Annotated in this window: 23 protein-coding genes and 2 tRNA genes; 16 read left to right on the top strand and 9 right to left on the bottom strand. The window is 70.5% G+C overall.

Annotated features, from left to right (window positions below):
- Positions 1-352: 352 nt before the first annotated feature.
- Together ABZZ22_RS18895 and ABZZ22_RS18890 are read right to left on the bottom strand one after the other, a co-directional pair.
- Positions 353-1,654 carry an ankyrin repeat domain-containing protein gene (locus ABZZ22_RS18895; protein WP_354934133.1) on the bottom strand — a complete coding sequence of 434 codons (1,302 nt, stop codon included), beginning with the start codon at positions 1,652-1,654 and terminating at the stop codon, positions 353-355.
- Positions 1,651-2,724 (bottom strand): gluconolaconase, encoded by a 1,074-nt coding sequence (locus ABZZ22_RS18890; RefSeq protein ID WP_354934130.1) that lies wholly within the window; start codon positions 2,722-2,724, stop codon positions 1,651-1,653. Before ABZZ22_RS18890 ends, ABZZ22_RS18895 begins: the two co-directional genes overlap by 4 nt.
- Before the next feature lie 163 nt (positions 2,725-2,887).
- On the opposite strand from ABZZ22_RS18890, the gene ABZZ22_RS18885 reads away from it, so the two are divergent.
- Entirely contained in the window at positions 2,888-4,144 is a 1,257-nt protein-coding gene (locus tag ABZZ22_RS18885; RefSeq protein WP_354934127.1) for a sensor histidine kinase, read from the top strand.
- Positions 4,137-4,772 (top strand): response regulator transcription factor, encoded by a 636-nt coding sequence (locus tag ABZZ22_RS18880; RefSeq protein ID WP_354934124.1) that lies wholly within the window; start codon positions 4,137-4,139, stop codon positions 4,770-4,772. The genes ABZZ22_RS18885 and ABZZ22_RS18880 overlap by 8 nt, the downstream gene beginning before the upstream one ends.
- A gap of 24 nt (positions 4,773-4,796) precedes the next feature.
- Here the strand turns inward: ABZZ22_RS18880 and ABZZ22_RS18875 are convergent, their stop codons facing one another.
- Together ABZZ22_RS18875 and ABZZ22_RS18870 are read right to left on the bottom strand one after the other, a co-directional pair.
- A complete protein-coding gene (locus ABZZ22_RS18875) occupies positions 4,797-6,056 on the bottom strand; it encodes a serine hydrolase domain-containing protein (protein WP_354934121.1) in 1,260 nt (419 codons plus the stop codon).
- A gap of 94 nt (positions 6,057-6,150) precedes the next feature.
- Entirely contained in the window at positions 6,151-7,101 is a 951-nt protein-coding gene (locus ABZZ22_RS18870) for a metallophosphoesterase (protein ID WP_354934118.1), read from the bottom strand.
- A gap of 124 nt (positions 7,102-7,225) precedes the next feature.
- Here ABZZ22_RS18870 and ABZZ22_RS18865 point away from each other — a divergent pair, with 124 nt between their 5' ends.
- Complete coding sequence (locus ABZZ22_RS18865) at positions 7,226-8,404, top strand: Fic family protein (RefSeq protein WP_354934115.1); 1,179 nt, start codon at positions 7,226-7,228, stop codon at positions 8,402-8,404.
- Between the two features lie 132 nt (positions 8,405-8,536).
- Here ABZZ22_RS18865 and ABZZ22_RS18860 read toward each other — a convergent pair whose 3' ends face one another.
- Positions 8,537-9,085 (bottom strand): type III effector, encoded by a 549-nt coding sequence (locus ABZZ22_RS18860; protein ID WP_354934112.1) that lies wholly within the window; start codon positions 9,083-9,085, stop codon positions 8,537-8,539.
- Between the two features lie 316 nt (positions 9,086-9,401).
- On the opposite strand from ABZZ22_RS18860, the gene ABZZ22_RS18855 reads away from it, so the two are divergent.
- The gene (locus ABZZ22_RS18855) at positions 9,402-11,096 is read left to right on the top strand and encodes a hypothetical protein (protein WP_354934109.1); all 1,695 of its coding nucleotides are present in this window, start codon (positions 9,402-9,404) and stop codon (positions 11,094-11,096) included.
- Between the two features lie 69 nt (positions 11,097-11,165).
- The gene (locus tag ABZZ22_RS18850) at positions 11,166-12,053 is read left to right on the top strand and encodes a DMT family transporter (protein ID WP_354934106.1); all 888 of its coding nucleotides are present in this window, start codon (positions 11,166-11,168) and stop codon (positions 12,051-12,053) included.
- Between the two features lie 2 nt (positions 12,054-12,055).
- Here ABZZ22_RS18850 and ABZZ22_RS18845 read toward each other — a convergent pair whose 3' ends face one another.
- Entirely contained in the window at positions 12,056-12,277 is a 222-nt protein-coding gene (locus ABZZ22_RS18845; protein ID WP_354934103.1) for a hypothetical protein, read from the bottom strand.
- Between the two features lie 96 nt (positions 12,278-12,373).
- Positions 12,374-13,540, bottom strand: coding sequence for a glycosyltransferase (locus ABZZ22_RS18840; protein WP_354934100.1), 1,167 nt, complete (start codon positions 13,538-13,540; stop codon positions 12,374-12,376).
- Between the two features lie 109 nt (positions 13,541-13,649).
- Between ABZZ22_RS18840 and ABZZ22_RS18835 the strand changes: the two genes are divergently transcribed.
- From ABZZ22_RS18835 to ABZZ22_RS18785, 11 genes are all read left to right on the top strand, one after another.
- Positions 13,650-14,678, top strand: coding sequence for a pirin family protein (locus tag ABZZ22_RS18835; protein WP_354934097.1), 1,029 nt, complete (start codon positions 13,650-13,652; stop codon positions 14,676-14,678).
- A gap of 44 nt (positions 14,679-14,722) precedes the next feature.
- Positions 14,723-15,658 (top strand): ROK family protein, encoded by a 936-nt coding sequence (locus ABZZ22_RS18830; RefSeq protein ID WP_354934094.1) that lies wholly within the window; start codon positions 14,723-14,725, stop codon positions 15,656-15,658.
- Positions 15,655-16,044: a CidA/LrgA family protein gene (locus tag ABZZ22_RS18825; RefSeq protein WP_354934091.1), complete on the top strand. Its 390-nt coding sequence runs from the start codon at positions 15,655-15,657 to the stop codon at positions 16,042-16,044. Before ABZZ22_RS18830 ends, ABZZ22_RS18825 begins: the two co-directional genes overlap by 4 nt.
- The gene (locus ABZZ22_RS18820; RefSeq protein ID WP_354934088.1) at positions 16,041-16,718 is read left to right on the top strand and encodes an LrgB family protein; all 678 of its coding nucleotides are present in this window, start codon (positions 16,041-16,043) and stop codon (positions 16,716-16,718) included. The genes ABZZ22_RS18825 and ABZZ22_RS18820 overlap by 4 nt, the downstream gene beginning before the upstream one ends.
- Positions 16,719-16,770: 52 nt before the next feature.
- Complete coding sequence (locus ABZZ22_RS18815) at positions 16,771-18,201, top strand: amidase (protein ID WP_354934085.1); 1,431 nt, start codon at positions 16,771-16,773, stop codon at positions 18,199-18,201.
- A 73-nt stretch (positions 18,202-18,274) separates the two neighbouring features.
- Positions 18,275-18,347, top strand: a tRNA-Thr gene (locus ABZZ22_RS18810).
- Between the two features lie 50 nt (positions 18,348-18,397).
- Positions 18,398-18,471 (top strand) — tRNA-Met (locus ABZZ22_RS18805).
- A gap of 46 nt (positions 18,472-18,517) precedes the next feature.
- Positions 18,518-18,688 carry a 50S ribosomal protein L33 gene (rpmG, locus tag ABZZ22_RS18800; protein WP_292648570.1) on the top strand — a complete coding sequence of 57 codons (171 nt, stop codon included), beginning with the start codon at positions 18,518-18,520 and terminating at the stop codon, positions 18,686-18,688.
- Positions 18,689-18,848: 160 nt separating this feature from the next.
- A complete protein-coding gene (locus ABZZ22_RS18795; RefSeq protein WP_354934081.1) occupies positions 18,849-19,256 on the top strand; it encodes a MaoC family dehydratase N-terminal domain-containing protein in 408 nt (135 codons plus the stop codon).
- Positions 19,256-19,681, top strand: coding sequence for a MaoC/PaaZ C-terminal domain-containing protein (locus tag ABZZ22_RS18790; protein ID WP_354934078.1), 426 nt, complete (start codon positions 19,256-19,258; stop codon positions 19,679-19,681). Before ABZZ22_RS18795 ends, ABZZ22_RS18790 begins: the two co-directional genes overlap by 1 nt.
- Positions 19,674-20,714, top strand: coding sequence for a UDP-N-acetylmuramate dehydrogenase (locus tag ABZZ22_RS18785; protein WP_354934075.1), 1,041 nt, complete (start codon positions 19,674-19,676; stop codon positions 20,712-20,714). Before ABZZ22_RS18790 ends, ABZZ22_RS18785 begins: the two co-directional genes overlap by 8 nt.
- Here ABZZ22_RS18785 and ABZZ22_RS18780 read toward each other — a convergent pair.
- On the bottom strand, positions 20,692-21,363 hold the full coding sequence (locus ABZZ22_RS18780) for a response regulator transcription factor (RefSeq protein ID WP_354934073.1): 672 nt from the start codon (positions 21,361-21,363) through the stop codon (positions 20,692-20,694). The two genes, ABZZ22_RS18785 and ABZZ22_RS18780, sit on opposite strands and share 23 nt — an antisense overlap.
- On the bottom strand, positions 21,360-22,469 hold the full coding sequence (locus tag ABZZ22_RS18775; RefSeq protein ID WP_354934071.1) for a sensor histidine kinase: 1,110 nt from the start codon (positions 22,467-22,469) through the stop codon (positions 21,360-21,362). Before ABZZ22_RS18775 ends, ABZZ22_RS18780 begins: the two co-directional genes overlap by 4 nt.
- Between the last annotated feature and the right edge of the window lie 40 nt (positions 22,470-22,509).

The following is a 22,509-nucleotide window of genomic DNA, read 5'->3' as shown; positions in this document are numbered from 1 at the left end:
CGATTCGCGCTCGGCGCCGCGCTCGCAAAGGCCACTTCGTTCAGACCTCGCCTCGAAGGAATACCGGGTGTCTTTCGAGGGGCGGCAACGCCGCGAGCGCGGATGCCGAGTGCGAAGCGGCCGGTCAGACCGCGCATCAATCATCTAGGCGCCGACTCGATCCGCAGTGCGTTGTCGACGTGGCGTCGGCTGCTCGCTGGCCGCTTGCGTATGGGTTGGCTGGATGTGTGTCCGTTGGTCGCGTGTCGGGTTCCAGCACGGGTGGGGCCAATACGCCATCGATGCCCCGACCAGCGGGGGAACTGGTCAGGGCACCGCCTGTCAGGGCCTCGCCTTCGGGCCACGCGGCAGGTCAGCCGCGGCCCTGCTCGACACTGTGCTGTTCGAGGATGTGGGCGATCTCGGTGAAGCCGCGGTTGCGGGCGTGCTCGAGCGGGGTGACGCCGTCGCGGTCGGCGATGCTCGGGTCGGCGCCGTGCTCGAGCAGGCTGCGGACGATGCGCTGCCAGCGGTCGGACCCCTTGCCCAGGATCACGGCCTCGAGCAGGGCGGTCCAGCCGAGGTCGTTGACATGGTCGATGTCGATGGCGGTCTGCGCGACCCGCTCCACGTACTCCGCGTGCCCGCGCTCGCTGGCCGGGATGATGGAGATGCCGCCGTAGCGGTTGCGCACGGTCAGGTCCGGGCCGACGCTGAGCAGCAGCTCAGCCATCGGGACGCTCCCGGTGACGCCGGTGACCAGCCAGGGAGTGTCGTGCTGTCCGTCGAGGGCGTCCGGATCGGCCCCCAGGTGCACGAGCAGACGGGCGGTCACGAGGTGGTCGTCGGTGACGGCGAGCAGGAGCGGCGTACGCCGGTTGCTGTCTCGGGCCTCCAGGTCGGCGCCGCCGCGGAGCGCAGCCGCAGCCGCGTCCGCGTCGCCTGAGGCCGCCGCCCGCAGGAACTGCTGATCGCCACCGGCGGACTCAGCCGAGGCCGTACGCAGCGTCGACACGATCGCGTCGAACCCGCGCTCCTCGGCGTGCTCGAGGGCGGTCTTCCCGTCCCGGCCGGCCTTGACCGACAGGTCGACGCCGGCCGCGACGAGCACCCGCACGGTGTCGGCCGCGTCCGGGCCGTCATCGCCCAGGACGACCGCCTCGTGCAGCGCGGTCCAGCCGAGGTTGTTGACGTGATCCAGGTCGATGCCGGCCTGCACCAGCCGGCCCACGACGTCGGCGTGGCCGCGCTCGGCGGCGCGGATCAGCGCGGTGCCGTCGTAGGAGTCCTTGGCGTTGATCTCCGCACCGTTGCGGAGGGTCAGGTCGAGCAGGTCGACATAGCCCTCGCTCGCCGCGATGAGGTAAGCGCTCTGCTGGGTGTCGTCGGCGTGGTTGACGTTCGCGCCGGCCCGGATCAGGTCACGGGCACGGGCCACGTCGTTGTCCCAGGCGGCCTTGATCAGCTGCTCGTTCATCCGCTTCAGCTCCTCGGGGTCGGGGGTGGTCCTCGCGGCCTTCGGGTCGTCGGACGCAGAGCTCGACGGAGAGCTCGATGGCGACGGAGACGACTGGGCGGTCTCCGACGGCGCCGCGGCGCAGCCTGCCAGAAGCACGGCCAGCGCCGCGGCAACCATCGGCCACCGGGGCGGCCGCAGCGACGTGGGCACGGTCATCGCGGCATCCGGGCGGTGACGATCTCGTACGGCCCCTGCGCGGTCTGCTCGTCGAAGTGGCTGTCGACGAGCAGCATCCGACCGTCGAGCAGCTTGCCGGTGGTGAGGACGCGATCGGGGTCGGTCGCACGGGAGGAGACGTGCTCCGCGGAGGTGGCGGACGGGGTCAGCTCGAGGTGCACGAGCTGCTTGTCGAAGTTGCGGATCACGGCGAGGTCGCGGCCCTGGCGAACCAATCCGTCGGCGTTGCGCAGGTCAGCGCCGTCGGTGTCGATCTCGCTGACCTCGCCGGTGGCCATCGAGAAGCGCCACAGCTGACCGGTGGTGCCCTGGGCGACCACGAACGCGGAGCGGTCCTGGCTGAGCACGATGCCACCGAGGTTGAAGCCCTCCTGCGGGGTGATCAGCGAGCTGCCGTCGGCCCACTCTCTGGCCTGCCAGCCGTCCGCGCTTCGCGCGGTTACTCCCTCGCTCGGCACGAGCGGACGAGCAAGCTCGCCGCTCGACCTCGCTCCGGTCGTCTCGGGACCCTCGGCGACGCGGATGATCGTGGGGTCGTTGGAGTTGGTGAAGTACGCAGCCCCGTCAGGACCGATCGCGACGTCGTTCAGGAACGCGTTGTCGTCTGGGACGCGCAGCGCGGCGAGCAGCTCGCCCTCGGGGCTGTAGACCCACAGGTCCGGGCGGTCGTTGCCGGTGCCGTTCGGGCCACCGGCGATGTAGATGCGGCCCTCGTCGTCGACGGTGATGCCGCGCGCGGTGTAGCGACCGTCGGTGCCGTCGCCGCCCAGCCACTCCTCGGCCCGGACGCTGTCGGCGGAGCCACGCTGGATCTCGCCGCCGGTGACCTCGCTGACGTAGAACGCGCCGGTCTCCTTGTCCACGCCGATGCCCTCGAACTTGGAGCCACCCTGGGCCGACGCGTCGCCCTCGAGCAGGTAGCTCGCCGGGCGACCGTTGCCCTCCGCGGCGCTGGCCGCGGTGCCCGTGCCGAGGGCGGTGAAGGACATGGTGGCCGAGACGGCGATGCCAGCAAGTCCGGCGAGGGCGGCGATCCGGGACGTACGCATGATGGTTCTCCTCAAGTGGTTCGAGCTGATGCACCAACCATCGCCGCCGGAGAGGGGTCGGGGCATCGGGTGACCGGCGACGTCTGGATAGCCGTACGGCGACACCCGGATAGCCGATCGGATGATGCCGGCCGGCCTCATCGCCGCCTAGCCTGGAGCAACCATGTCCACCGATGCCGCGCGAACTCCAGGGCCGACTCCAGGGCCAGAGCCGACGCCCGTCGTCGGCGGGATCCTCGCGGGCCAGGCGCTCTTGGACCGTTGGCTCCACATCTCGCTGGTGGTGCTCGTCGTCGCCTCGGTGGTCCGCTACCTGCAGGGCCACGGTTTCGGCGACCAGGCCGAGGTCGTCCTGCCCGGTGCCGCCCTCCTCCTGGTCGCGTACGCCGCGGGCCGCCGTCTCACCGGCACGGCCGCAGTCGTCTGGCTGGCCGCAGTGGTCGCCTGCTGGACGGTGCTGGCGCTGATCGCGCCGTCGTTCTCGTGGGCGGCGGTGCCGCTGGTCTTCCTGGCGCTGCGGGTCCTGCCCTTCCGTTGGGCGGTGGCCGCCACGGTGTTCCTCGTCGCGGTCGTGGCAGTCGCTTGGAGCCGGATGACCGGTCTGGCCGATCCGACCGTGCTCCTGGGCCCGGTGTGCGTCGCGGTGCTCGCGGTGACCGCCTACCGCGCCCTGGAGCGCGACGCGGCGACGCGGCGGGCGCTCCTCAACGAGCTCGAGGCGGCCCAGGACGAGGTCGCCGACGCCGAGCGCCGAGCCGGCGTCGTGGCCGAGCGCGCCCGCCTGAGCCGCGAGATCCACGACAGCGTCGCCCAGGGGCTGACCAGCATCAACCTGCTGCTCCTGGCGGCCGACCAGGAGTGGGAGTCCCGTCCTGCGGACGCCCGCGGCCGCGTCGACCAAGCGGCCGCCATGGCGCGATCCTCGCTCGACGAGGCGCGGCGCGTGGTCCGCGACCTCGCGCCCGCGGAGCTGACCGGCGGATCGGCCCTGGTCACCGCCGTTCGCCAGGTCGCCGAAGACGTCGCCGCCACCGCCGGGCTCACGGTCCCGGTCCACGTCCACGGCGACCCGCACGAGGTCGGCGGACGCGTGGCGACCGCCGTCGTACGCACCCTGCGCGGGGCCCTGGCCAACGTCGCCGAGCACGCCGGTGCGACCACGGCCGTCGTGTCCCTCACCTTCTACGAGGGCGCGGTCGCGCTCGACGTACGCGACGACGGGACCGGCTTCGACCCGGCCGATCTGAAGGACGAGGCAGAGGGCCTGCGCGGTCGTGGGCTCGCGGGGATGAGGGCTCGCGCCCGCCTGCTGGGCGGAGACCTGGTCATCGAGAGCGCCCCGGGCGAGGGAACGGTCGTCGCGGTCTCGTTCGCGGCCGGGCCGTCGACATCCAACCAGCGAGAGGAACCTCGTGGCTGAACAACGCATCCGGGTGGTGCTGGTCGACGACCATCCGGTCGTCCGGGCCGGCGTACGTGCTCTGGTCGATGCCCAGGACGACCTGGACGTCGTCGGCGAGGCGGCCGACTCGGCCCAGGCTGTCGCCGTCGTCGGCGAGACGCAGCCGGACGTCTTGCTGATGGACCTCAGCCTCGGCGACGGGCCGGGCGGCGCCGAGACCACCCGGCTGGTCCGCGAGCTGCCGTCCCCACCGCACGTGCTCGTGCTGACGACGTACGACACCGAGGCCGATGTCCTCGAGGCCGTCGACGCCGGCGCGTCCGGCTACCTGCTGAAGGATGCTCCGCCCGAGGAGCTGTTCCGGGCGATCCGCGGCACCGCTCGCGGAGAGACCGTGCTTGCTCCCTCGGTCGCCAACCGCCTGCTCCAACGGGCCGCCTCGCCGACGCCGAAGGTGAGCCCGCGCGAGGTCGAGATCCTGCGGCTTCTCGCCCGCGGGCTCGGCAACAAGGAGATGGCCCGCGAGCTCCTGGTCAGCGAGGCGACGGTCAAGTCGCACCTCTCCCACATCTACACCAAGCTCGGCGTGGACACCCGCGCCGGCGCCGTCGCCACGGCCATCGAGCGTCGCATCCTGCGACCCTGACCGGGCGACGGCGCAGCGCGCGGCTCAGCAGGTCGCGAGCAGCATCGGCTCCAGCAGCAGGGCGAGGTCGTAGGGCGGCTCGGTGGCACCGGAGAGGTCGCGGCCGGTCCAGCCGAGCGTGATCTGGCGGGTGCCGTCGGGTGAGCCCCAGCTGATCGACTGAGCCCCGAAGTGGGCGCCGTCGTGGCCGTAGAGGTTCTCGCCAGGGGTGCACGGGTCCGGCACAGCGTAGATGCCCAGTCCGTACGTCGGGTCGGCACTGCCCGCGATCGGGGGCAGCATCTTCTCGACGGTTCCCGGGCTGACCAGGCTCCCGGTCAGGAGCGACTCGTTGAGGTCGGCGAGGTCCTCGGTCGTGCTCGTGGCCGCTCCCGCGGCGTGGAAGACGCTCGGGTGCAGGTCGGTCATCGGCCGCCACTCGCCCTCGCAGTAAGCGGCGTCCTCGAGGAACGGCCCGCGGTTGCGGGCATCGGTCGGATACGCGCTCTGGCGCATGCCCGCGGGCTTCAGCACCCGGTGGCGTACGAGGTCCTCGACCCTCTCCCCGGTCTCCTTCTCGAGCATGACGCCGAGAGCGACGTAGCCGTAGTTGGAGTAGGAGAAGTCGGTGCCGGGCTCGAAGAGCCAGCCGGTGTGGCGCATGACGGCGAGGTGCTCGGCCTCGGAGTAGTACTGCCCGAGGGCGTCGATCGACTGCTCCCACGAGGTCGGGTCCTCGATGCGATCGAAGATCAGCTCCTCGGGGCCGCGCGGGGCACCGGAGGTGTGGCTGAGCAGGTGCTTGATCGTGACGCCTTCGGGGAAGGTGCCGGGGAGCAGGTCGTTGGCGGGGGTGTCCAGGGTCCAGCTGCCGCGCTCGACCTCCTGCATCACCAGGGTCGCGATCAACGTCTTGGTGTTGCTGGCGACGTGGAAGCGGTCGCCGGGCCGGACCGGCTTCTTCTTCCCGACCTCGCGGACGCCACCGGCCCCCGACCACTCCAGATCGGGTGTCTCGACCCGGGCGGTGACGCCGCTGGCGCCATCGGCGATGAGCGCGTCGACGGCGCGGTCGAGATCGGCGGCGGTCGGTGTCGTGGCCGACCGGGTCCGGAGCCCCTGGCGTTCGGCGGCGGCGCGTTCGGCGATCGCGGTCGCCTCCCGGGTCAGCGCGGTCGGGTCCGGTGAGATCGCCGCCGGCCCGGGGCCCGGCTCGGGATCGGCGGATGCGGCCGGGACGGCGGTCAGAGGAAGGAGCACCGCGGCGATCGCTGCGGTGCCCGTGCGGACGATGGTCCGAGACATGGCTGCTCCTGTCGTCGTTGACTGTGGCGACCAGCCTGGCGTGGGCCGACGTGCGTCCACATCAGCCTCGAGTCGGAGATCGAGATACTTTCGGTCAGTCTCGAAGCTGACGCCGCAGGGCGCGAGCGGCCTTGCCCTTGCGGGAGAAGAGGTCGCGGCGCTCGGCCTGGGTCATCGGGCCTAGCTTCTCCAGGACCGTGGAGGGGAAGCCGGCGACTTCGGGGGCCTCGCCGATGGGCACGGTGGTGTGCACGACCGGGGCGCCGGGGACACCGGCGGCACCCTCGTCGTAGAGGTGGACCAGCGAGATCGCCTGGTGGCCGTCGACGGAGGCCGAGTAGCGGTCGGTGGTCGCAGGGGCAGCGGTGTAGCAGCTCGCGGACGCGACCGAGACCGGGATGCCGGCGAAGGTCGCGCTGGTCGAGTAGTGCAGGTGACCTGCGAGAACGGCGCGTACGTCGGTGCCGGCCAGCACCTCGGCGAGCCGGTCCTGGCCGTCGAGCTCGATGATCACGCTGGCCTCGTTGAGCGGCAACGGGATCGGCGGGTGGTGCATCGCCAGCAGCGTCCCGTGGGGCGCCGGCGTGGCCAGCACCTCGGCCAGCCACTCCAGCTGGGGCTCGGTGACGGTGCCGTGGTGCCATCCCGGCACGGTGCTGTCGAGAGCGATGATCCGCAGCCCGGCGACCTCGTGGACCCGGTCCTGCGGGGCGTCCGACGCCTCTCCGAAGAGCACCTGGGAGTAGACCTCGCGCTCGTCGTGGTTGCCCATGACCCAGATGATCTCGGCGCCGAAGGAGTCGGCGTAGGGCTCGACCTGCTCCCGGAGGCGTACGTAGGCACCCTCCTCGCCCAGGTCGGCGAGGTCACCGGTGAAGACGATCGCCTGGGGCGGCGTCGTCATCCCACGCAGCCGCGCCAGGGCTCGCTCCAGCCCTGGCGCCGGATCCACCTCGCCGAAGATCCGCCGGTCGCCGGCGTAGAGGTGAGGGTCGGAGAGGTGGGCGATGGTGTGGCGCGGGGCGGGATACTGACCGAACTGCACGTGTTCACCCTAGTCGCGGGGGTCATCGGGACGGTTGGAGGTTGGCGGGCTGCTTCCAAGAGTCGGTTGGAAGTCTCCGGAAACTTCCAACTCCAGACCACTTGAACTGGTAAGTTCACCGAATATGGATCCAGACAGGTACGCCGCGCCGCAGTTCGGCAACGCGACCAGGGAGCCGGGCAACAAGTGGGCGTACTGGTACTACCGGCCGGCTCACGTCCCGCGTGACCTTCCGCTGCAGCCGCTCACCGTGAAAGCGCTTTCGGATGCGGACGCCGCCCTGGGCCGCCTGCAGGGAGTGAGCGCGCTGATCCACGACCCCGAGCTGCTGATCGGGCCGTACCTGACCCAGGAGGCCGTCGCCTCCTCGCGGATCGAAGGCACCCAGACCACGCTCAAGGAGGTCCTCCAGGCCGAGGCCGGCGGGCGGCCGGCCCCGACAGCAGTGCGAAACGAGGACATCGCCGAGGTCAAGGCATACCTCGCCGCGACCCGCCAGGGCTTCGAGCTCATCAAGACCTGGCCGCTCAGCCAGCGGCTCGTCCTCGAGCTCCACAAGACGCTGCTCACCGGAGTCCGTGGCCACGAGCGTCACCCCGGCGAGTTCCGGCGGACCCCGGTATGGGTCGGGTCGCCGACCGACAACCCCACCACCGCCGCGTACGTCCCGCCCCTCCCGGCCGACCTGCCGGAGCTGATCGCCGACTGGGAGGCGTACGTCAACGTCCCCGACCTCAGCCCGACGCTGGTGCGGTGCGCACTGATGCACTACCAGTTCGAGACGATCCATCCGTTCCTCGACGGCAACGGCCGGATCGGACGGCTGCTGATCAACCTGATGCTGATGGAGGAGGGGCGGATGACCACGCCGCTGCTCTACCTCTCGGGCTACATCGAGGCCCACCGCCAGACCTACTATCAACGGCTGCAGAGCGTCCGGGAACGCGGTGAGATGCAGGAGTGGCTGCAGTTCTTCCTCACCGCGGTGCGACGCTCGGCCGAGGACGCCACGACCAGGTCAGAGCGGCTGGTCGCGCTGCGGGAGAGCTATCTCGAGGAGGCCGCCACTTCACGCGCCAACCTCTCCGGGCTGGTCACGCTGCTGTTCGCCAACCCCTACCTGACCGTCGGGCGGGTGCAGGACGCGACCGGTCTGACCAACCAGGGAGCGCGCAACCTGATCCAGGACGCCGAGCGACGCGGGTGGGTCGAGCCGGCCGGCCGGTCGGGCCGCGGCGGGCGCCACTACTGGCTCGCCAGAGCGGTGATGGACGTGATCGAGGAGCCGCTGGCGTACGGCTGAACCGGGCCCGAACATGCTGATGGCCCCGGGGTGCACGGAGTGTGCACGCCGGGGCCATCTGTGCGACGGCGCCGGTCAGAACGTGGTGTGTTCGAACTGCCGGCTCTGCCGCGTTGCCTCAGTGGCGTTGGCTCAGAAGGATCCGAGCGGAGCCATCGGGTTCGGGACCTGCTCGGTGGGCACGCCGTCGAACACGGGGTTGTCCTGCGGGATCACGAAGGAGACCTGCTCGAGCTCCTCGGGCGAAAGGTCGCCCGGGGTGGCCCCGCCGGTGATCTTGTCGAAGATGTAGCCCGGCGCGCCGATGTAGGCACCCGAGACGAGCATGGCGGCACCCATGCCGGCCTTGTGCGCGCCCTCGTTCCAGTTGTCCCAGGCCTGCATCTGCTCGGGGGTCATCGGGGCGCCGGTGGCGCCGGAGATGAGGGTGCCCGGGGCACCGATCCAGGCACCGCTGACCATCTGGGCCAGACCGCCGGCGAGGAAGGAGCCGCCGACGATGAAGTCGTCCCACGCCTTCTGCGTCGAGGGCGAGATGTCGTTGGCAGAGGTGCTGACGGAGGTGGTGGCGTCGGCAGAGGCCGGGGCAGCGGTGGCAGCTCCGGTCGTCAGTGCGAAGGCGACACCCGAGAAGGCGGCTACGGCGGCAGCGCGTCGCAGCATCCCTGTCTTCTTGCTCATTTCTTGCCTTTCGTCGTCAATTCGAATCGAAACAACTTCAGCGGTCGCGGCCGGTCGAGACGAAACAGCCGTCTCTACACGCCCACGTCCGCGCAACGACGTTATGGACAGTCAACGGTGGATAGAAACACCGACACGGCAATTTGGTTACCAAGGAAACGTAAACGTTTCATGGCGGATCCGCCCCGTCCGTTCTGGCATCTTTCGTCCTCGCGGAGTGCCCTCGGTGAGCCGCTGGGAAATCGTTTCCGGCCAGCGACGATGCGCGCTACATTGCTGCGTCCTCTTTCTCGGGACCCCCACCTGGAAGGCCTTGATGAGCCCGGCGACGTACGCCCCCGTGATCCCACCTCGCCGGAAGAGACGAGGCGGCATCGTCGCCGCGGTGCTCCTGGGAGTGTTCGGCGCGCCCCTGCTCCTGCTCGGTTCCGGTCTGGCGATCGCGGCCGGGCCGGACGACGTGATGATGGGCAAGGAGACCCCGATCGAGCAGGGGGCGGCGTACTCGACGCCGGAGGCGTTCGCCTTCGACGGGCTTCCGGTCGCCGTGAGCGTGCAGGGAATGGGGGAGACGTACGTCGGTGTCGGCAACCCCGTCGACGTGCTCGACGTCGTCAAGGACACCAACGCCGTCGAGATCGCCAAGACCCCGCTGACCAGGGTCAGCGGCGCCGCGGGCTCGGGGGAGAAGGTCCCGGACGCCTCTCAGGCGCCGTGGTGGCACGAGTCCGTCTCCGGCACCGGGACCCAGGAACTGGAGGTCGAGCTCGAGGGTGAGCCGGTCTCGTTCCTGGCCGCCAGCCGCGACGGTGCGCCGATCAAGCTGGCCTTCGGTTACCGCTTCGAGGGACTCTTCCTGGTCGCGCTGGGCGCCGCCGGGTTGGGTGCGCTGCTGCTGGGCGGTGCGGTCATCGCGCTGCTGAGCGGTAGGCGCGTGCGCCCCGACGAGTGGCAGCCGCCTGGTCCACCGGTCTCGTACGTCCCTCCGGCCCAGCCGGTTCAGCCGGCGCGTCCGGTCATGACCGGGCCGGGCCCGGTCCACCCGGCCGCGCCGCGACCGCCGGCCGGGCTCTACCGCCGCCTGGGCGTGGCGGCCGGGATCGGCGTACTGACGTTCGCGCTCGCCGGGTGCTCGATGCCCGCGGCCGTGGAGCTCGAGGAGGCCAGCAAGGTCTCGCTGCGTAAGGCCGAGGCCGCCAAGGTGATGGCGGACTGGAACATCCGCAGCGACAAGGCGATCGAGGTCAACCGGCCCGGGAAGTGGAAGGCCGAGGCCTGGGATCAGGCAGCCAGCGGTCCCATGCTCGCCATGCTTCGGACTGCATCCGTCATTGCGAAGGCTGTCGATCTGCGAAGGCGCCAGTCCAGCTTCACCGCAGTCGCTGGCCGCGTGTGGTCGGCACAGCTCGCCGAGTATCCGATGTGGGCGATCGTGGAGATCGACAGCGGTGACCGGAAGGCCACACTGGCTGTCTACGAGCAGAAGGACGCCCTCGCGTCGTGGAAGCACCGTGGCGAGGTCAAGGTCAAGGAGAATGCCATCCCCTCCGAGGTCGAGGGCGCCGCCCCGGTCTCCGCCGCCGAGGCGAAGCAGGTCCAGGCCGTTGCCGACGAGATCAGCGCCTATCTCGAGAAGCCCGGGAAGATCGACGGGCTCGACGGGTTCAAGAAGCTGTCCGCCCCACGCCGCGAGATGAAGGCGTACGTGGCGGAGGTGGGGGTCGACATGATCAAGACGACCGCCGAGCCGTTCGACGGGACCGGGTCCCGCATGGTGCGGACGCCCGACGGCGTGCTCGCGATGCTCGAGTACACCGTCGACTCCACCGTCGGCGGGCAGGGCACGGAGTGGGAGTGGAACCCTCCCTTCGACGAGTTCCGCGGCCAGGCCGGCAAGAACCTGTCGATCCGCACGGCGGTGACGGTCGCGGTGCTGGTGCCGAAGGACGGTGACCCGTCGGTCCTCGGGCTCGAGTTCGGCGAGATCATGGGGGCCGGAGTGAAGAGCTGACTCCCAGGGTTCATCCGATGCTCGCGTGACGACCGGGAGGGTTTCCCCTCCGCGGTCTAGCGTCGAGACATGGATCATGCCGCGGCCGTGGGTCTGGCCCTCGCGGCATGCGTCCTGTTCTCCCTCTCCGCTGCGGTCCAGCAGCGCGCCAGCGCGCTCGCGCCCGGGCGCAGCGGCGGGGTCTCCGGGGTCGAGCGGCTGATGCTGGCGCTGGTGCGCAACCCGCTGTGGGTCGCCGGGGCGGTGATCAACGCGGGCGGCTTCGGGATGCAGGCGGTCGCGCTCCACCTGGGCTCGGTGTCGGTGGTGCAGTCGGTGATGCCCACTCAGCTCCTCTTCGTCCTCGTCTTCGCGTCGCTCGCCGCTCGCCACTGGCCGACGCCGGCCGACTGGCTCAGCGGCGCCGCGATCTGCGGCGGCGTGGTCCTGCTGGTCACCGACGAACATCGCGGTGGCACGTATGCCGATGTCGGCCGTGTCGCGCTCTTCGCGGGGTGCGTGGCGGTGGTGATCTGCGTACTCCTGCTGGCTGCTCATCGGTTCCCGCCGCCGGTCGCGGCGGCGACCACGGCGGTCGCTGCCGGGTGCTCGTTCGCGACCACCTCGGTGCTGCTGAAGATCACCGCCGACCGGGCCGCCGCGGACGGCCTCCCAGGCATGCTCACCCTGCCGGCGTTCTACGGGCTGCTGTGCACCTGCAGCCTCGGGATCGTGCTCACCCAGGCCGCCCTCGCCGCCGGGCCGCTGCCCTGGGCGATGGCGGCGATGACGATCACCAACCCCACCGTCTCGTACGTCGCGGCCGTGGTCGCCTTCGGCGCCTCCGCTCCCACGCCGTGGGTCGCGGTGTGCGCCGGTGCCCTGCTGGTCGCCGGGATCGTCGGCCTCGCCCGGTCGCGGTCGGCGGTCAGGTGGACGCCGGCGCAGCACAAGCGAGCCGAGATCGGGGTTTCCTAGACCTAGACCCGGTCCTGCATCGAGCGCGGCCAGGAGCGCCGCCTCGTCGACCGAGGCTTGAGGTGCTCGGGCAGGGCGCTAATGTAAGGCGCGGCATGCCGGCAGTCGCTGCAGGTGACGCCTCGATAGTCGTAGGTGGTCAGCGGATCTTCTCCGTACGCCCGACACACCGGCCCGAAGGAGTCGGCGAAGTGCGTGTGCTGCTGCGTCGTCAGCTCGCTCATGTGCGCCTCACGTGGTCGTTGACTTGGAAGGGTCACAGCAGAGTAACGACTGCTCAACAGACATTGTGGACCGACACCCTGATGACCCGGTTCTGTTCAGGCGTAGCGCCGGGTCCGTCTGGCTGCCTGCCGCTGGCGCGAGCGCGCGACGAGATAGGTCGGTGTGGTCTCCCGCGCGAGGCTCTCGTGGAGCTCCAGCATCTCCTCGACCGTGCGTGCCCACGGGAACTGCTCGGCCCGCTCGCGGGCGGCGCGGCGGGTCGCCACCACCGGTCGCTCGGCGACATCGATGACCGCGTCGGCCAGCGCGGCCGGGTTGGCGGGCGCCCAGGCCCCGCACCTCGAGTCGACGAGCTCACGGGCGCCGCCGCGGTCGGCGGTCACCACCGGCGTACCGCTGGCGAGGGCCTCCAGGACCGCCAGCCCGAAGGTCTCGCGGGGACACACGGAGAGGGCCACGTCGGCCTCGCGGAGCGCTCGGCCGATGCGGTGACGGTCGGCGACGTGTCCGTGGAAGAAGACCGGTGCACCGGCGGCGATCGCCTCGATCTCGGCACGGTGCGGACCGTCGCCGTAGACGTCCATCCGGACGTCGAATCCGCGGCGGTGCAGCTCGACCGCGGTGGCGACGGCGAGATCCGGCGACTTCTCGCGGGAGAGCCTGCCGACGTGGACGAGCCTCAGGGTGTCGTCGCGGTGTCCGAGCGAGGGAGGGAAGAAGTCCAGGTCGACACCGAGCGGCACCTGGGCGATCGGGCAGTCGACGGTGGCGGCCAGCGGTTCGAACTCGTGCCGGGCGTAGTCGGAGGTCACCAGCACCTGGTCGAAGGAGCGCACCAGCATCCGGTTCAGGAGTGCGGTGGAGACCTTCGAGGTGGTGTCCATGCCGGTGTAGGTGGGCATGTACTCGTCGAGGCGCTCGTGGGAGAAGAGCACCGTCCCGATCCCGTGGCGTCGGGCCCAGCGGGAGGCCGGGAGCATCGTCAGCTTGTCGCTGACCTCCAGGCTCGTGGGGCGGTAGCGGGTCAGCACGTCGGTCACCCGCCACGGCTCGAGGATCAGCCGGTAGCCGCCGCCGACACGTGGTGCTCTGAGCTGCACCACGTCCCCGAGGTCGGTCGAGGTGACCGCGTCGTACGGGCCGGGGGCGACCAGAAGCCGGTCGTGGCCTGCCCCGACATAGCCGCGGGCGAGGGCCTCCAGAGCCGTCTTCATCCCGCCGGAGGTGGGGCCGACGAAGTTGGCGAGCTGAGCGATGAGCACGGCCCCATCGTGTGGCATCGAGGTAGCCCCTCGGCGACCTCGATGTGACGCCGGCATGGCGGGGTGACGTCTTGGCTCGAGGCGATCTCTTCGGGAGTAGCGTTGAGCCATGACGAACCTGGACGCGCACCCCACCCCCGTCGAGTGTGTCGGCGGGAACGGCGACGAAGGCGTCGAGATCCAGATCATCACGCCGCGAGACGTGCCCCTGGGTGGACCACGCGCGATGAACGTACGCCGCACCCTCCCCGCCCGCGCGCGCTCGCTGATCGGCGCCTGGTGCTTCCTGGACCACTTCGGTCCGGACGATGTCGTCGTCTCCGGGGGAATGGAGGTGCCGCCGCACCCCCACACCGGCCTGGCGACGGTCTCCTGGCTGTTCACCGGCGAGATCGAGCACCGCGACTCGGTCGGAACGGTGGGGATGGTGCGCCCGGGCGAGGTCAACCTGATGACCTCCGGACGCGGGATCTCCCACTCGGAGAACTCGACGGTCGAGACCACCGTCCTCCACGGGGCGCAGCTGTGGGTCGCCCTCCCCGAGGAGTTCCGCGACGTCGAGCCGGCGTTCGAGAACCACCGCCCGACGCCGATCGAGCGTGAGGGCGCGACGGTCCGGGTCTTCATGGGGTCGCTGCTGGGCGCGACGTCGCCGGTGCGGACCTACTCCGAGATCCTCGGCGCCGAGATCCTGCTCGAGCCCGGCACCCGGCTCGAGATCGCGGTCGACGACCGGTTCGAGCACGGTGTGCTGGTGGACACCGGCGAGGTGTCGATGACCGGTGTCGGCCCGTCCGGTCCGGCCTCGGCCGACGTGGAGAAGGACTCCCTCGCCTACGCCCCTCCGGGCGCCACGACGCTGATCCTGCAGGCCGGCGAGGCCTGGACCAGGTTGCTCCTCCTCGGCGGTCCGCCGTTCGGAGAGTCGATCATCATGTGGTGGAACTTCGTCGGCCGCACCCACGACGAGGTCGTCGCCTACCGCCAGGAGTGGCAGGAGCAGATCATCCGTGGTGGCGAGCTGGTCGAGGACTCGCAGGAGGTGGGCGCTGGGCGCTTCGGAGTGGTCGAGGGCAACCACCAGAAGCCGATCCCCGCACCTCCGCTTCCCAACGCGCGCCTCCGCTCGCGGTCCTAGGTGGCGTCCAAGCCCGCGTCCTGACCCGTGCTTAGACTGCAGTCGTGAGCGACGAATCCTCAGACCCAGGAGTCGTGCTGGCGGTGGCGGTGGGCCGTAGCCGCAGCCAGGCCGCGGTCTTCGACCTCGCCGGGCGCGAGCTGGCCGGCGACACCCGAGACCACGAGGTCGGCATCTCCGCCGAGGCGCTGATGCCGGAGGTCGTCGAACGGATGACCAAGATGGTGACCTCGATCGACCTGCCGGTGCTGGCGATCGGGATGAGCCTGCCCGGCGTGGTCAACCCCGACCTCGGGATGAGCATCGACACCCCGGCGATGGGCGGCTGGGACGGTGTCCAGCTGGCGCCCTACTTCACCGCGCTGACCGACGCGCCCCTGATCCTCGCCCACGACGCGCACGCGCTGGCGCGCTCGGAGCTCTTCAACTCCGACCATCCCGTACGCAACGCCCTGGTCGTCAAGGCATCGACCGGCCTCGGCATGGGGATCATCACCGACGGCAAGGTGGTCACCGGCGCCCTCGGAGCGGCCGGCGAGATCGGCCACACCCGTATCGACGCGGCCGGAGACCGGCCCTGCCGCTGCGGCTCGACCGGCTGCCTGGAGACGGTCGCCTCCGGCTGGGCGCTCGCTCAGCGGCTGACCGACTCCGGCGTCCCCGCGGGTCACGTACGCGATCTGGTGGCCGCCGCGCTCGCCGGCGACGCCGTGGCGCGCGGGCTGCTGCGCGAGGGTGGCCGACAGCTCGGTGAGGTCGTCGCCACCGCCGTCAACCTGCTCAACCCGGAGGTCGTCGTCATCGGCGGTGACATGGCTGGCGCCTTCGATCTCTACACCGCCGGGGTTCGCGAGAGCGTCTACTCCCGCGCCAACCCGATCGCCACTCGCGAGCTCACCTTCATGGCCCAGCTGCACGGCGACTCCTCGGGCCTGGTCGGCTGCGCCGCGATGGCGATCGAGTCTCTGTCCACGCAATGATCGTCGGCCTCCTCTGGCTGCTTGGATGCCAGCTGGCCGGAACCGCGATCGTCGAGCTGACCGGGATCCCGCTGCCCGGGCCTGTGGTGGGGATGCTGCTGCTGTTCCTCGTCCTGGTCCTGCGTCGCCGTGACGGCGAGGACGACCCGATCATCCAGGTCGGCGACTACTTCCTCTCCCACCTGCAGCTCTTCTTCATCCCGGCCGGGGTCGGAGTCATCGCCTACCTTGCGATCATCCGCGACGCCGCGCTGCCGATCGTCGTCGCGCTGCTCGGCTCCTGGCTGCTCGGGCTGGCCACCGTGGGCTGGGTCCTCGGGCTGTTCCTCCGCCGGGTGCCCGAGGTCGCCGGCACCCAGGGCGCTCCGGGGGAGGAGATCGAATGAGCATCGTCCTGTGGCTGTTCGTGACGGTGGCTGCGTACGAGCTCGGGCGGTGGCTGCGCAGACGGACCCACTCGCCGCTGGCCCAACCGGTCGCGGTCGCGATCGTGATCGTCGGGGCGCTGCTGGCGCTCAGCGGCACGACGTACGACGACTACGCCGACGCGACGACGTTGATCAGCTTCCTGCTCGGACCGGCGACGGTGGCGTTGGCGATCCCGCTCTACCACCAGGCCGCGCGGCTGAAGGGGATGGTGGTCCCGGTCCTGGTCGCGCTGACCGCCGGCGCGGTCGTGTCGATGGTCAGCGGCATCCTGCTGGTGCGTTGGCTCGGTGGCAGCGATGTGCTGGAGCGAACGATTGCGACCAAGGCCGTCACCGCTCCGGTGACGATCGCGCTGACCGAACGGCTGGGCGGCTACCCGGAGCTGTCGGCGGCCTTCGCGATCGTGGTCGGCATCGTCGGGGCGATGGTCGCGCCCCGCCTCCTGAACCTGCTGGGGATTCGGGATCCGCGGGCCCGCGGCATCGCGGTCGGTGCGGTATCCCATGGCATCGGCACCGCGCGGATGCTGGAGGAGAGCCGCGTCGAAGGCGCCTTCTCGGGGCTGGCGATGGGACTCACCGCGGTGGTCACGTGTCTGCTGGTCCCGCTGGTGGCGTACTTGCTGCTCTGAGCCGGTTGGCTTGGGCCCGGCCTCTGCCCGGGGAGCCTCTAACGTAGATCTCATGGCCCGTGTGCACGCCTTCACCGACGACGTACTCGGCACTCTCGACGCGGTCGGGGTCGCCGAGGCGTTGCGGCGCGGTGACTTCAGCACCGCGGAGGCCGTCGAGGCGGCCATCGCGCGGATCGAGGCCGTCGACCCCCACCTCGGCGCGATGGCGTACCGGACCTTCGACCGGGCCAGGGTCCAGGCGCGTGCGCCGAGGGCAGGCTTCTTCGCGGGCGTGCCCACCCTGATCAAGGACAACACCGACGTCGCCGGGGTGCCGACCAGGAACGGCACGGACTCCTACGTCATGCCGCCTGCCTCACGCAACGGCGAGATGACCAAGCTGCTCTTCAAGCTCGGGCTGCTGTCGCTGGGAAAGACCCAGCTCTCGGAGTTCGGCTTCTCGGGCACCGCCGAGCACGCGCGGCTCGGCGCGGTGCGCAACCCGTGGGACACCGGCCGCGTGGCGGGCGCGTCGTCGGCCGGCTCGGGTGCGTTGGTCGCTGCCGGGGCCGTGCCGCTCGCTCACGGCAACGACGGCGGTGGGTCGATCCGGATCCCGGCCGGGGCCTGCGGGCTGGTCGGGCTCAAGCCGACCCGCGACCGGCTGCCGCAGGACCCGCTCTACGGGCTGGTGCCGCTCAAGATCGTCACCGACGGGGTCCTGACCCGGTCGGTGCGCGACACCGCCGCCTTCTTCCGGGAGGCCGAGAAGGCTCACCACACCTCACTGCCGCCGATCGGGGACGTCACCGGTCCAGGGACGAAACGGCTCCGCTGCGCCATCTTCACGGGCGCGCTCGGGCGCGAGGCCAGCCCCGAGGTCACCGAGCTGACGCTCAAGACCGCGGCGGTGCTGGAAGAGCTCGGCCACACCGTCGAGAGCGTGCCCGCGCCGGTGCCCGCGACCTTCGCCGACGACTTCGTCCTCTACTGGGGAACCCTTGCGGTCGCCCTGGTCAACGCCGGGCCGCTCCGCGGCAAGACCTGGGACCGCCAACGCCTCGACAACCTCACCGTCGGCCTGGCCCAGCACACCCTGAAGAACGCGAAGTACGTCCCGGCCGCCATCGTCCGGCTGCGGAGAGCGCAGGCGATCGCGGAGGGCTTCCACGCCGCGTACGACGTGGTCCTGACACCCACGGTCGCCTACCAGACACCGGAGCTCGGACGGCTGGCACCGAGCCAGGCCTACGAGGTGGTGATGGAACGGCTGATGGACTGGGTCGCGTTCACGCCGTGGCAGAACGTCATCGGTGGGCCGGCGGTGTCGCTGCCGGTTCAGCAGACGTTGGCCGGGTTGCCGCAGGGGATGATGTTCGGGGCGGCACCGGGGCAGGAGCGGATGCTGCTCGAGCTCTCCTACGAGCTCGAGGAGGCGATGGGTTTCGCGCGCATCTGGGAGCCCGGCGGATTCGCCGAGGACCCCGCTGACCTGCGATGATGTGGGTGATCCGCGGAAGGATCGCCTCGATTTGTGAGCGTGGCGCCCCTGCCGTAATGTTCTCTCACGCAACGCCCCTTTAGCTCAGTCGGCAGAGCGTCTCCATGGTAAGGAGAAGGTCTACGGTTCGATTCCGTAAAGGGGCTCTGGAGTTCGGGTCCCGCAGCAGGAATGTTGCGGGCCTGATTCCTGTTGAGGCGGGGTAGCTCAGGCGGTTAGAGCGCACGACTCATAATCGTGAGGTCGCGGGTTCGATCCCCGCCCCCGCTACCGCCAAAGACCGCAACACCTCGATCAGCACCGTAAGGAAACTCCTGTGGCCAGCAAGAGCAGCGACGTTCGTCCGAAGATCACCCTCGCTTGCACCGAGTGCAAGGAGCGGAACTACATCTCGAAGAAGAACCGTCGGAACGACCCCGACCGTATCGAGCTCAACAAGTACTGCCCGCGGTGCCGTTGCCACCGGGCTCACCGCGAGACCCGCTGAAGTCTGTCTTCATAGGCTGTGCTCACTTAAAAGCAGAGCGCGACGCTGATCAGCGCTCCGAACGCCCCGCTCCCGCACTTCGGGAGGCGGGGCGTTCGTCATTTCGCCGAAGCGTCACTCGACGGGGGCGACTTCTCGGCGGACCACTAGAGTTGTACGCATGGCAGTTGATGGGTCGCTCGTAGGGCGCGCGTTTCCTCCGACCAGGCCCTATCGGGTCACCGACGAGAAGGTGCGGGAGTTCGCTGCCGCCACAGGGATGAGCTGGGAGAGCGGAGACCGGGTCCCGGCGACGTTCCCGATCGTGCTCGCCTTCGACGCGATGAACGCCTTCCTGGACGATGTCGAGGTGGAGCTGTCGCGGATCGTGCACGGTGAGCAGAAGTTCTCCTACGTCCGGCCGATCGCCCCGGGGGACGAGCTGACCGCGACCCTGAGCGTCGCCTCGCTGCGTCAGATCGGCGGCAACGACATCATCGGCACCGTCTCCGAGATCACCGACGAGTCCGGCGCGGTCGTATGCACGACCTCGGCCACCCTGGTCCACCGAGCGGCGGAGGTCGCCTGATGTCCGACACCGTGCTGGAGGTCGGCGCCGAGTTGGCCCCGAAGACCTACCCCGTGACCCGGGCTTCGCTGGTTCGCTACGCCGGTGCGAGCGGTGACTTCAACCCGATCCACTGGTCCGACCGGATCGCCACCGCCGTCGGCCTCCCCGGGGTGATCGCCCATGGGATGTTCACCATGGCTCTGGTCGCCCGAGCGGTCTCGGAGTGGACCGGTGGTGCCGAGGTCGTCGACTTCGGTGCCAAGTTCACCAACCCGGTCGTCGTACCCGACGACGACGAGGGCACCTCGGTGACGGTCAGCGGCACAGTGAAGTCGGTCGAGGACGGACTGGCGACGATCGCCCTCACCGTGGTCTCGACAGGCTCGACCACCGGGGATTCTCAGAAGGTGCTCGGCATGCCGAAGGTCTCCGTACGTGTCTGAGCCCCTGTCTGAGCCCCTGGCCCGGCACACCACCTTCCACCTCGGCGGCCCGGCGGCGGAGTTCGTCACCGCGACCACCGAGACGGAGATCATCGAGGCCGTGACCGCGGCCGAGGCGGCCGGCAAGGACGTGCTCGTCCTCGGCGGCGGCAGCAACCTGGTCGTCGCCGACGCGGGTTTCCCGGGCACCGTCGTCAAGCTGGCGACCACGGGCGTGTCGGTGGAGACGGTCGAGGGCGGCTTACTCGTCACGGTAGCGGCGGGCGAGACCTGGGACGACTTCGTGTCGACCGCCGTCGACAAGGGCTGGAGCGGTGTCGAGGCGCTCTCCGGCATCCCCGGCAGCGTCGGCGCCACCCCGATCCAGAACGTGGGCGCCTACGGCCAGGACGTCTCCCAGACCATCACCTCGGTCAAGGCGTTCGACCGCGAACGCCGCGAGGTGCGGAGCTTCACCGCCGAGGAGTGCGGGTTCGGCTACCGCTGGTCGCGGTTCAAGGCCGTTCCCGGTCGCTACGTGGTCCTCGAGGTCACCTTCCGGCTCGGTACGGACGGCGAGACCGGCTCCCCGATCGCGTACGCCCAGCTCGCCGGCGCCCTCGGCGTCGAGCACGGCACCCGGGTGCCGTCCAAGCAGATCCGTGAGGCCGTCCTGAGCCTGCGGAGCAGCAAGGGCATGGTCATCGACGAGGCCGACCACGACACCTGGTCGGCGGGCTCGTTCTTCACCAACCCCGTCGTCGCACCGGAGGATGTGCCGGAGAGCGCTCCGGCCTATCCGCAGCCCGACGGCACCGTCAAGACCTCCGCCGCATGGCTCATCGACCACGCCGGGTTCAAGAAGGGCCACACGCCCGAAGGCCTGGCCGGCCGCGTCTCCCTCTCCACGAAGCACACCCTCGCCCTCACCAACCGCGGCGAGGGCACGACCGAGGACCTGCTCGTCCTCGCGAGAGAGGTGCGTGACGGGGTCGAGGCGGCGTACGGGATCATGCTCGTCAACGAGCCCGTCATGCTCGGCGTGGCCCTCTAGCGGATACCAGCCCCGACTCGTAGGCCACGACGACGAGCTGGGCGCGGTCGCGCGCGTGCAGCTTGGTCATCGCCCGGTTGATGTGGGTCTTGGCGGTCAGCACGCTGATCACCATGGTCTCGGCGATCTGGTCGTTGGTCAGGCCCCGGGCGACCAGGGTGACCGCCTCGCGCTCCCGGTTGGTGAGCTCGGCGAGCCCCGGGGAAGCGTCGGCAGGGGAAGGCTGGCTGACGTAGTGGTCGATCAGCGTGCGGGTCACCGTCGGCGCCAGCAGCGCGTCCCCTCGTGCGGCGACCCGCACGGCGTGCACGAAGTCCTCCGGCTGGATGTCCTTGACGAGGAACCCGGCAGCACCGGCGCGGAGGGCTTCGAGAACGTACTCTTCCATGCCGTAGTTGGTCAGGATCACGACGTGCACACCGGCCAGCGCCGGGTCGGCGGCGATCCGCCTGGTTGCCTCGAGACCGTCGGCAACCGGCATCTGGATGTCGACCATCGCCACATCGGGCAGGTGCTCGCGGGCGAGCGCCACCGCCTCGACGCCGTCGGCGGCCTCGGCGACGACCTCGATGTCGTCCTCGATGTCGAGAAGCGCCCGGAAACCGCTGCGGATGAGCGGCTGGTCGTCGACCAGGAGCACCCGGATCACGGCGTACGCTCCACCGGCAGTCGTGCCTCGACCAAGAAACCGCCCTCCTCGCGGGGCTGAGCCCGCAGCTGACCTCCGAGGGCGGAGACCCGCTCCCGCATCCCGAGCAACCCGACGCCGGGCACGGTCGTGTCCGGGACGCCGGTGCCGTTGTCCTCGACCCGGATCCCGAGGGAGTCGGGTCGGTGGTCGATGTGGACCGACGCGGTGGTCGCTGCGGCGTGGCGGGTCACGTTGGTGAGCGCTTCCTGGACGATCCGGTAGGCGGTGCGGCTGACGGCGACCGATACAGTGCCGGGCTGCCCGTCGACGGTCAGCGTGACGTCCAGCCCGGTGGAGCCGGCGGATCCCACCAGGTCGCGTACGTCCTCGAGCCCGCGCGGCGGGTTCGGATCGTCGTCACGTAGCGCCGTCAGCGTCGCTCGCAGCTCACGGGCCGCCTCGCGGCCGGCCTCCCGGATCGCCAGCAGTGACTCCGGCACCTCCTCGCCGCGCCGCTGCGCCACATGGACGGCGGCCTCGGACTGGACCTTGATGACCGAGATCTGGTGGGTGAGGGAGTCGTGCAGCTCGCGAGCGATGTGAAGCCGCTCGTCGTCGGCCCGACGCTGGGCGGTGGCCTCCCGGGTGCGCTCGGCCTCGTCGGCGCGCCTCTCGGCCTGCCTGAGGGCCTCTCCGGCGGCGCCTGCCGCGATCAGCCAGGCGATCTCCAGGGCCGCGCGCGCCTGCTCGGAGGCGGCGCGGACGTCGCCCACGGAGGCGTACGCGACCAGGAACAGCCCGCTCTGCATCACCACCGCCGCCAGCAGGGTGACCAGCCGATGCCCTTCCCGCACGGCCGCGTAGACCGCGACCAGGAACGCGATCACCGCGACATCGAACCCGAGTGCCTGAAAGGCCAGCCCGCACGCGCCGCAGGTGACCAGCACGGCGACCGGCGTCCGGCGCCGGAAGACCAGCACCAGACCGCTCGCGACCAGGGCGGTGTAGCCGAGAAGCTCGAGGCCGGAACCGGGTCGATCGCCGCTCAGCGCAGCAGCCAGCTGGGCCACGGCCACACCGGCGGCGATGACCCAGTCCCCGACCGTGATCCGCCGCCTGGCCATGCGAGCAGGATATGCCCGCGGCGCCGCCCGCGAGTCCGTC

Source organism: Nocardioides sp. NPDC006273, assembly GCF_040613495.1.
In the GTDB taxonomy this organism is placed as follows: domain Bacteria; phylum Actinomycetota; class Actinomycetes; order Propionibacteriales; family Nocardioidaceae; genus Nocardioides.
The sequence above is the reverse complement of the archived record's forward strand: the minus strand, read 5'-3'. Positions and strand labels throughout refer to the sequence as shown.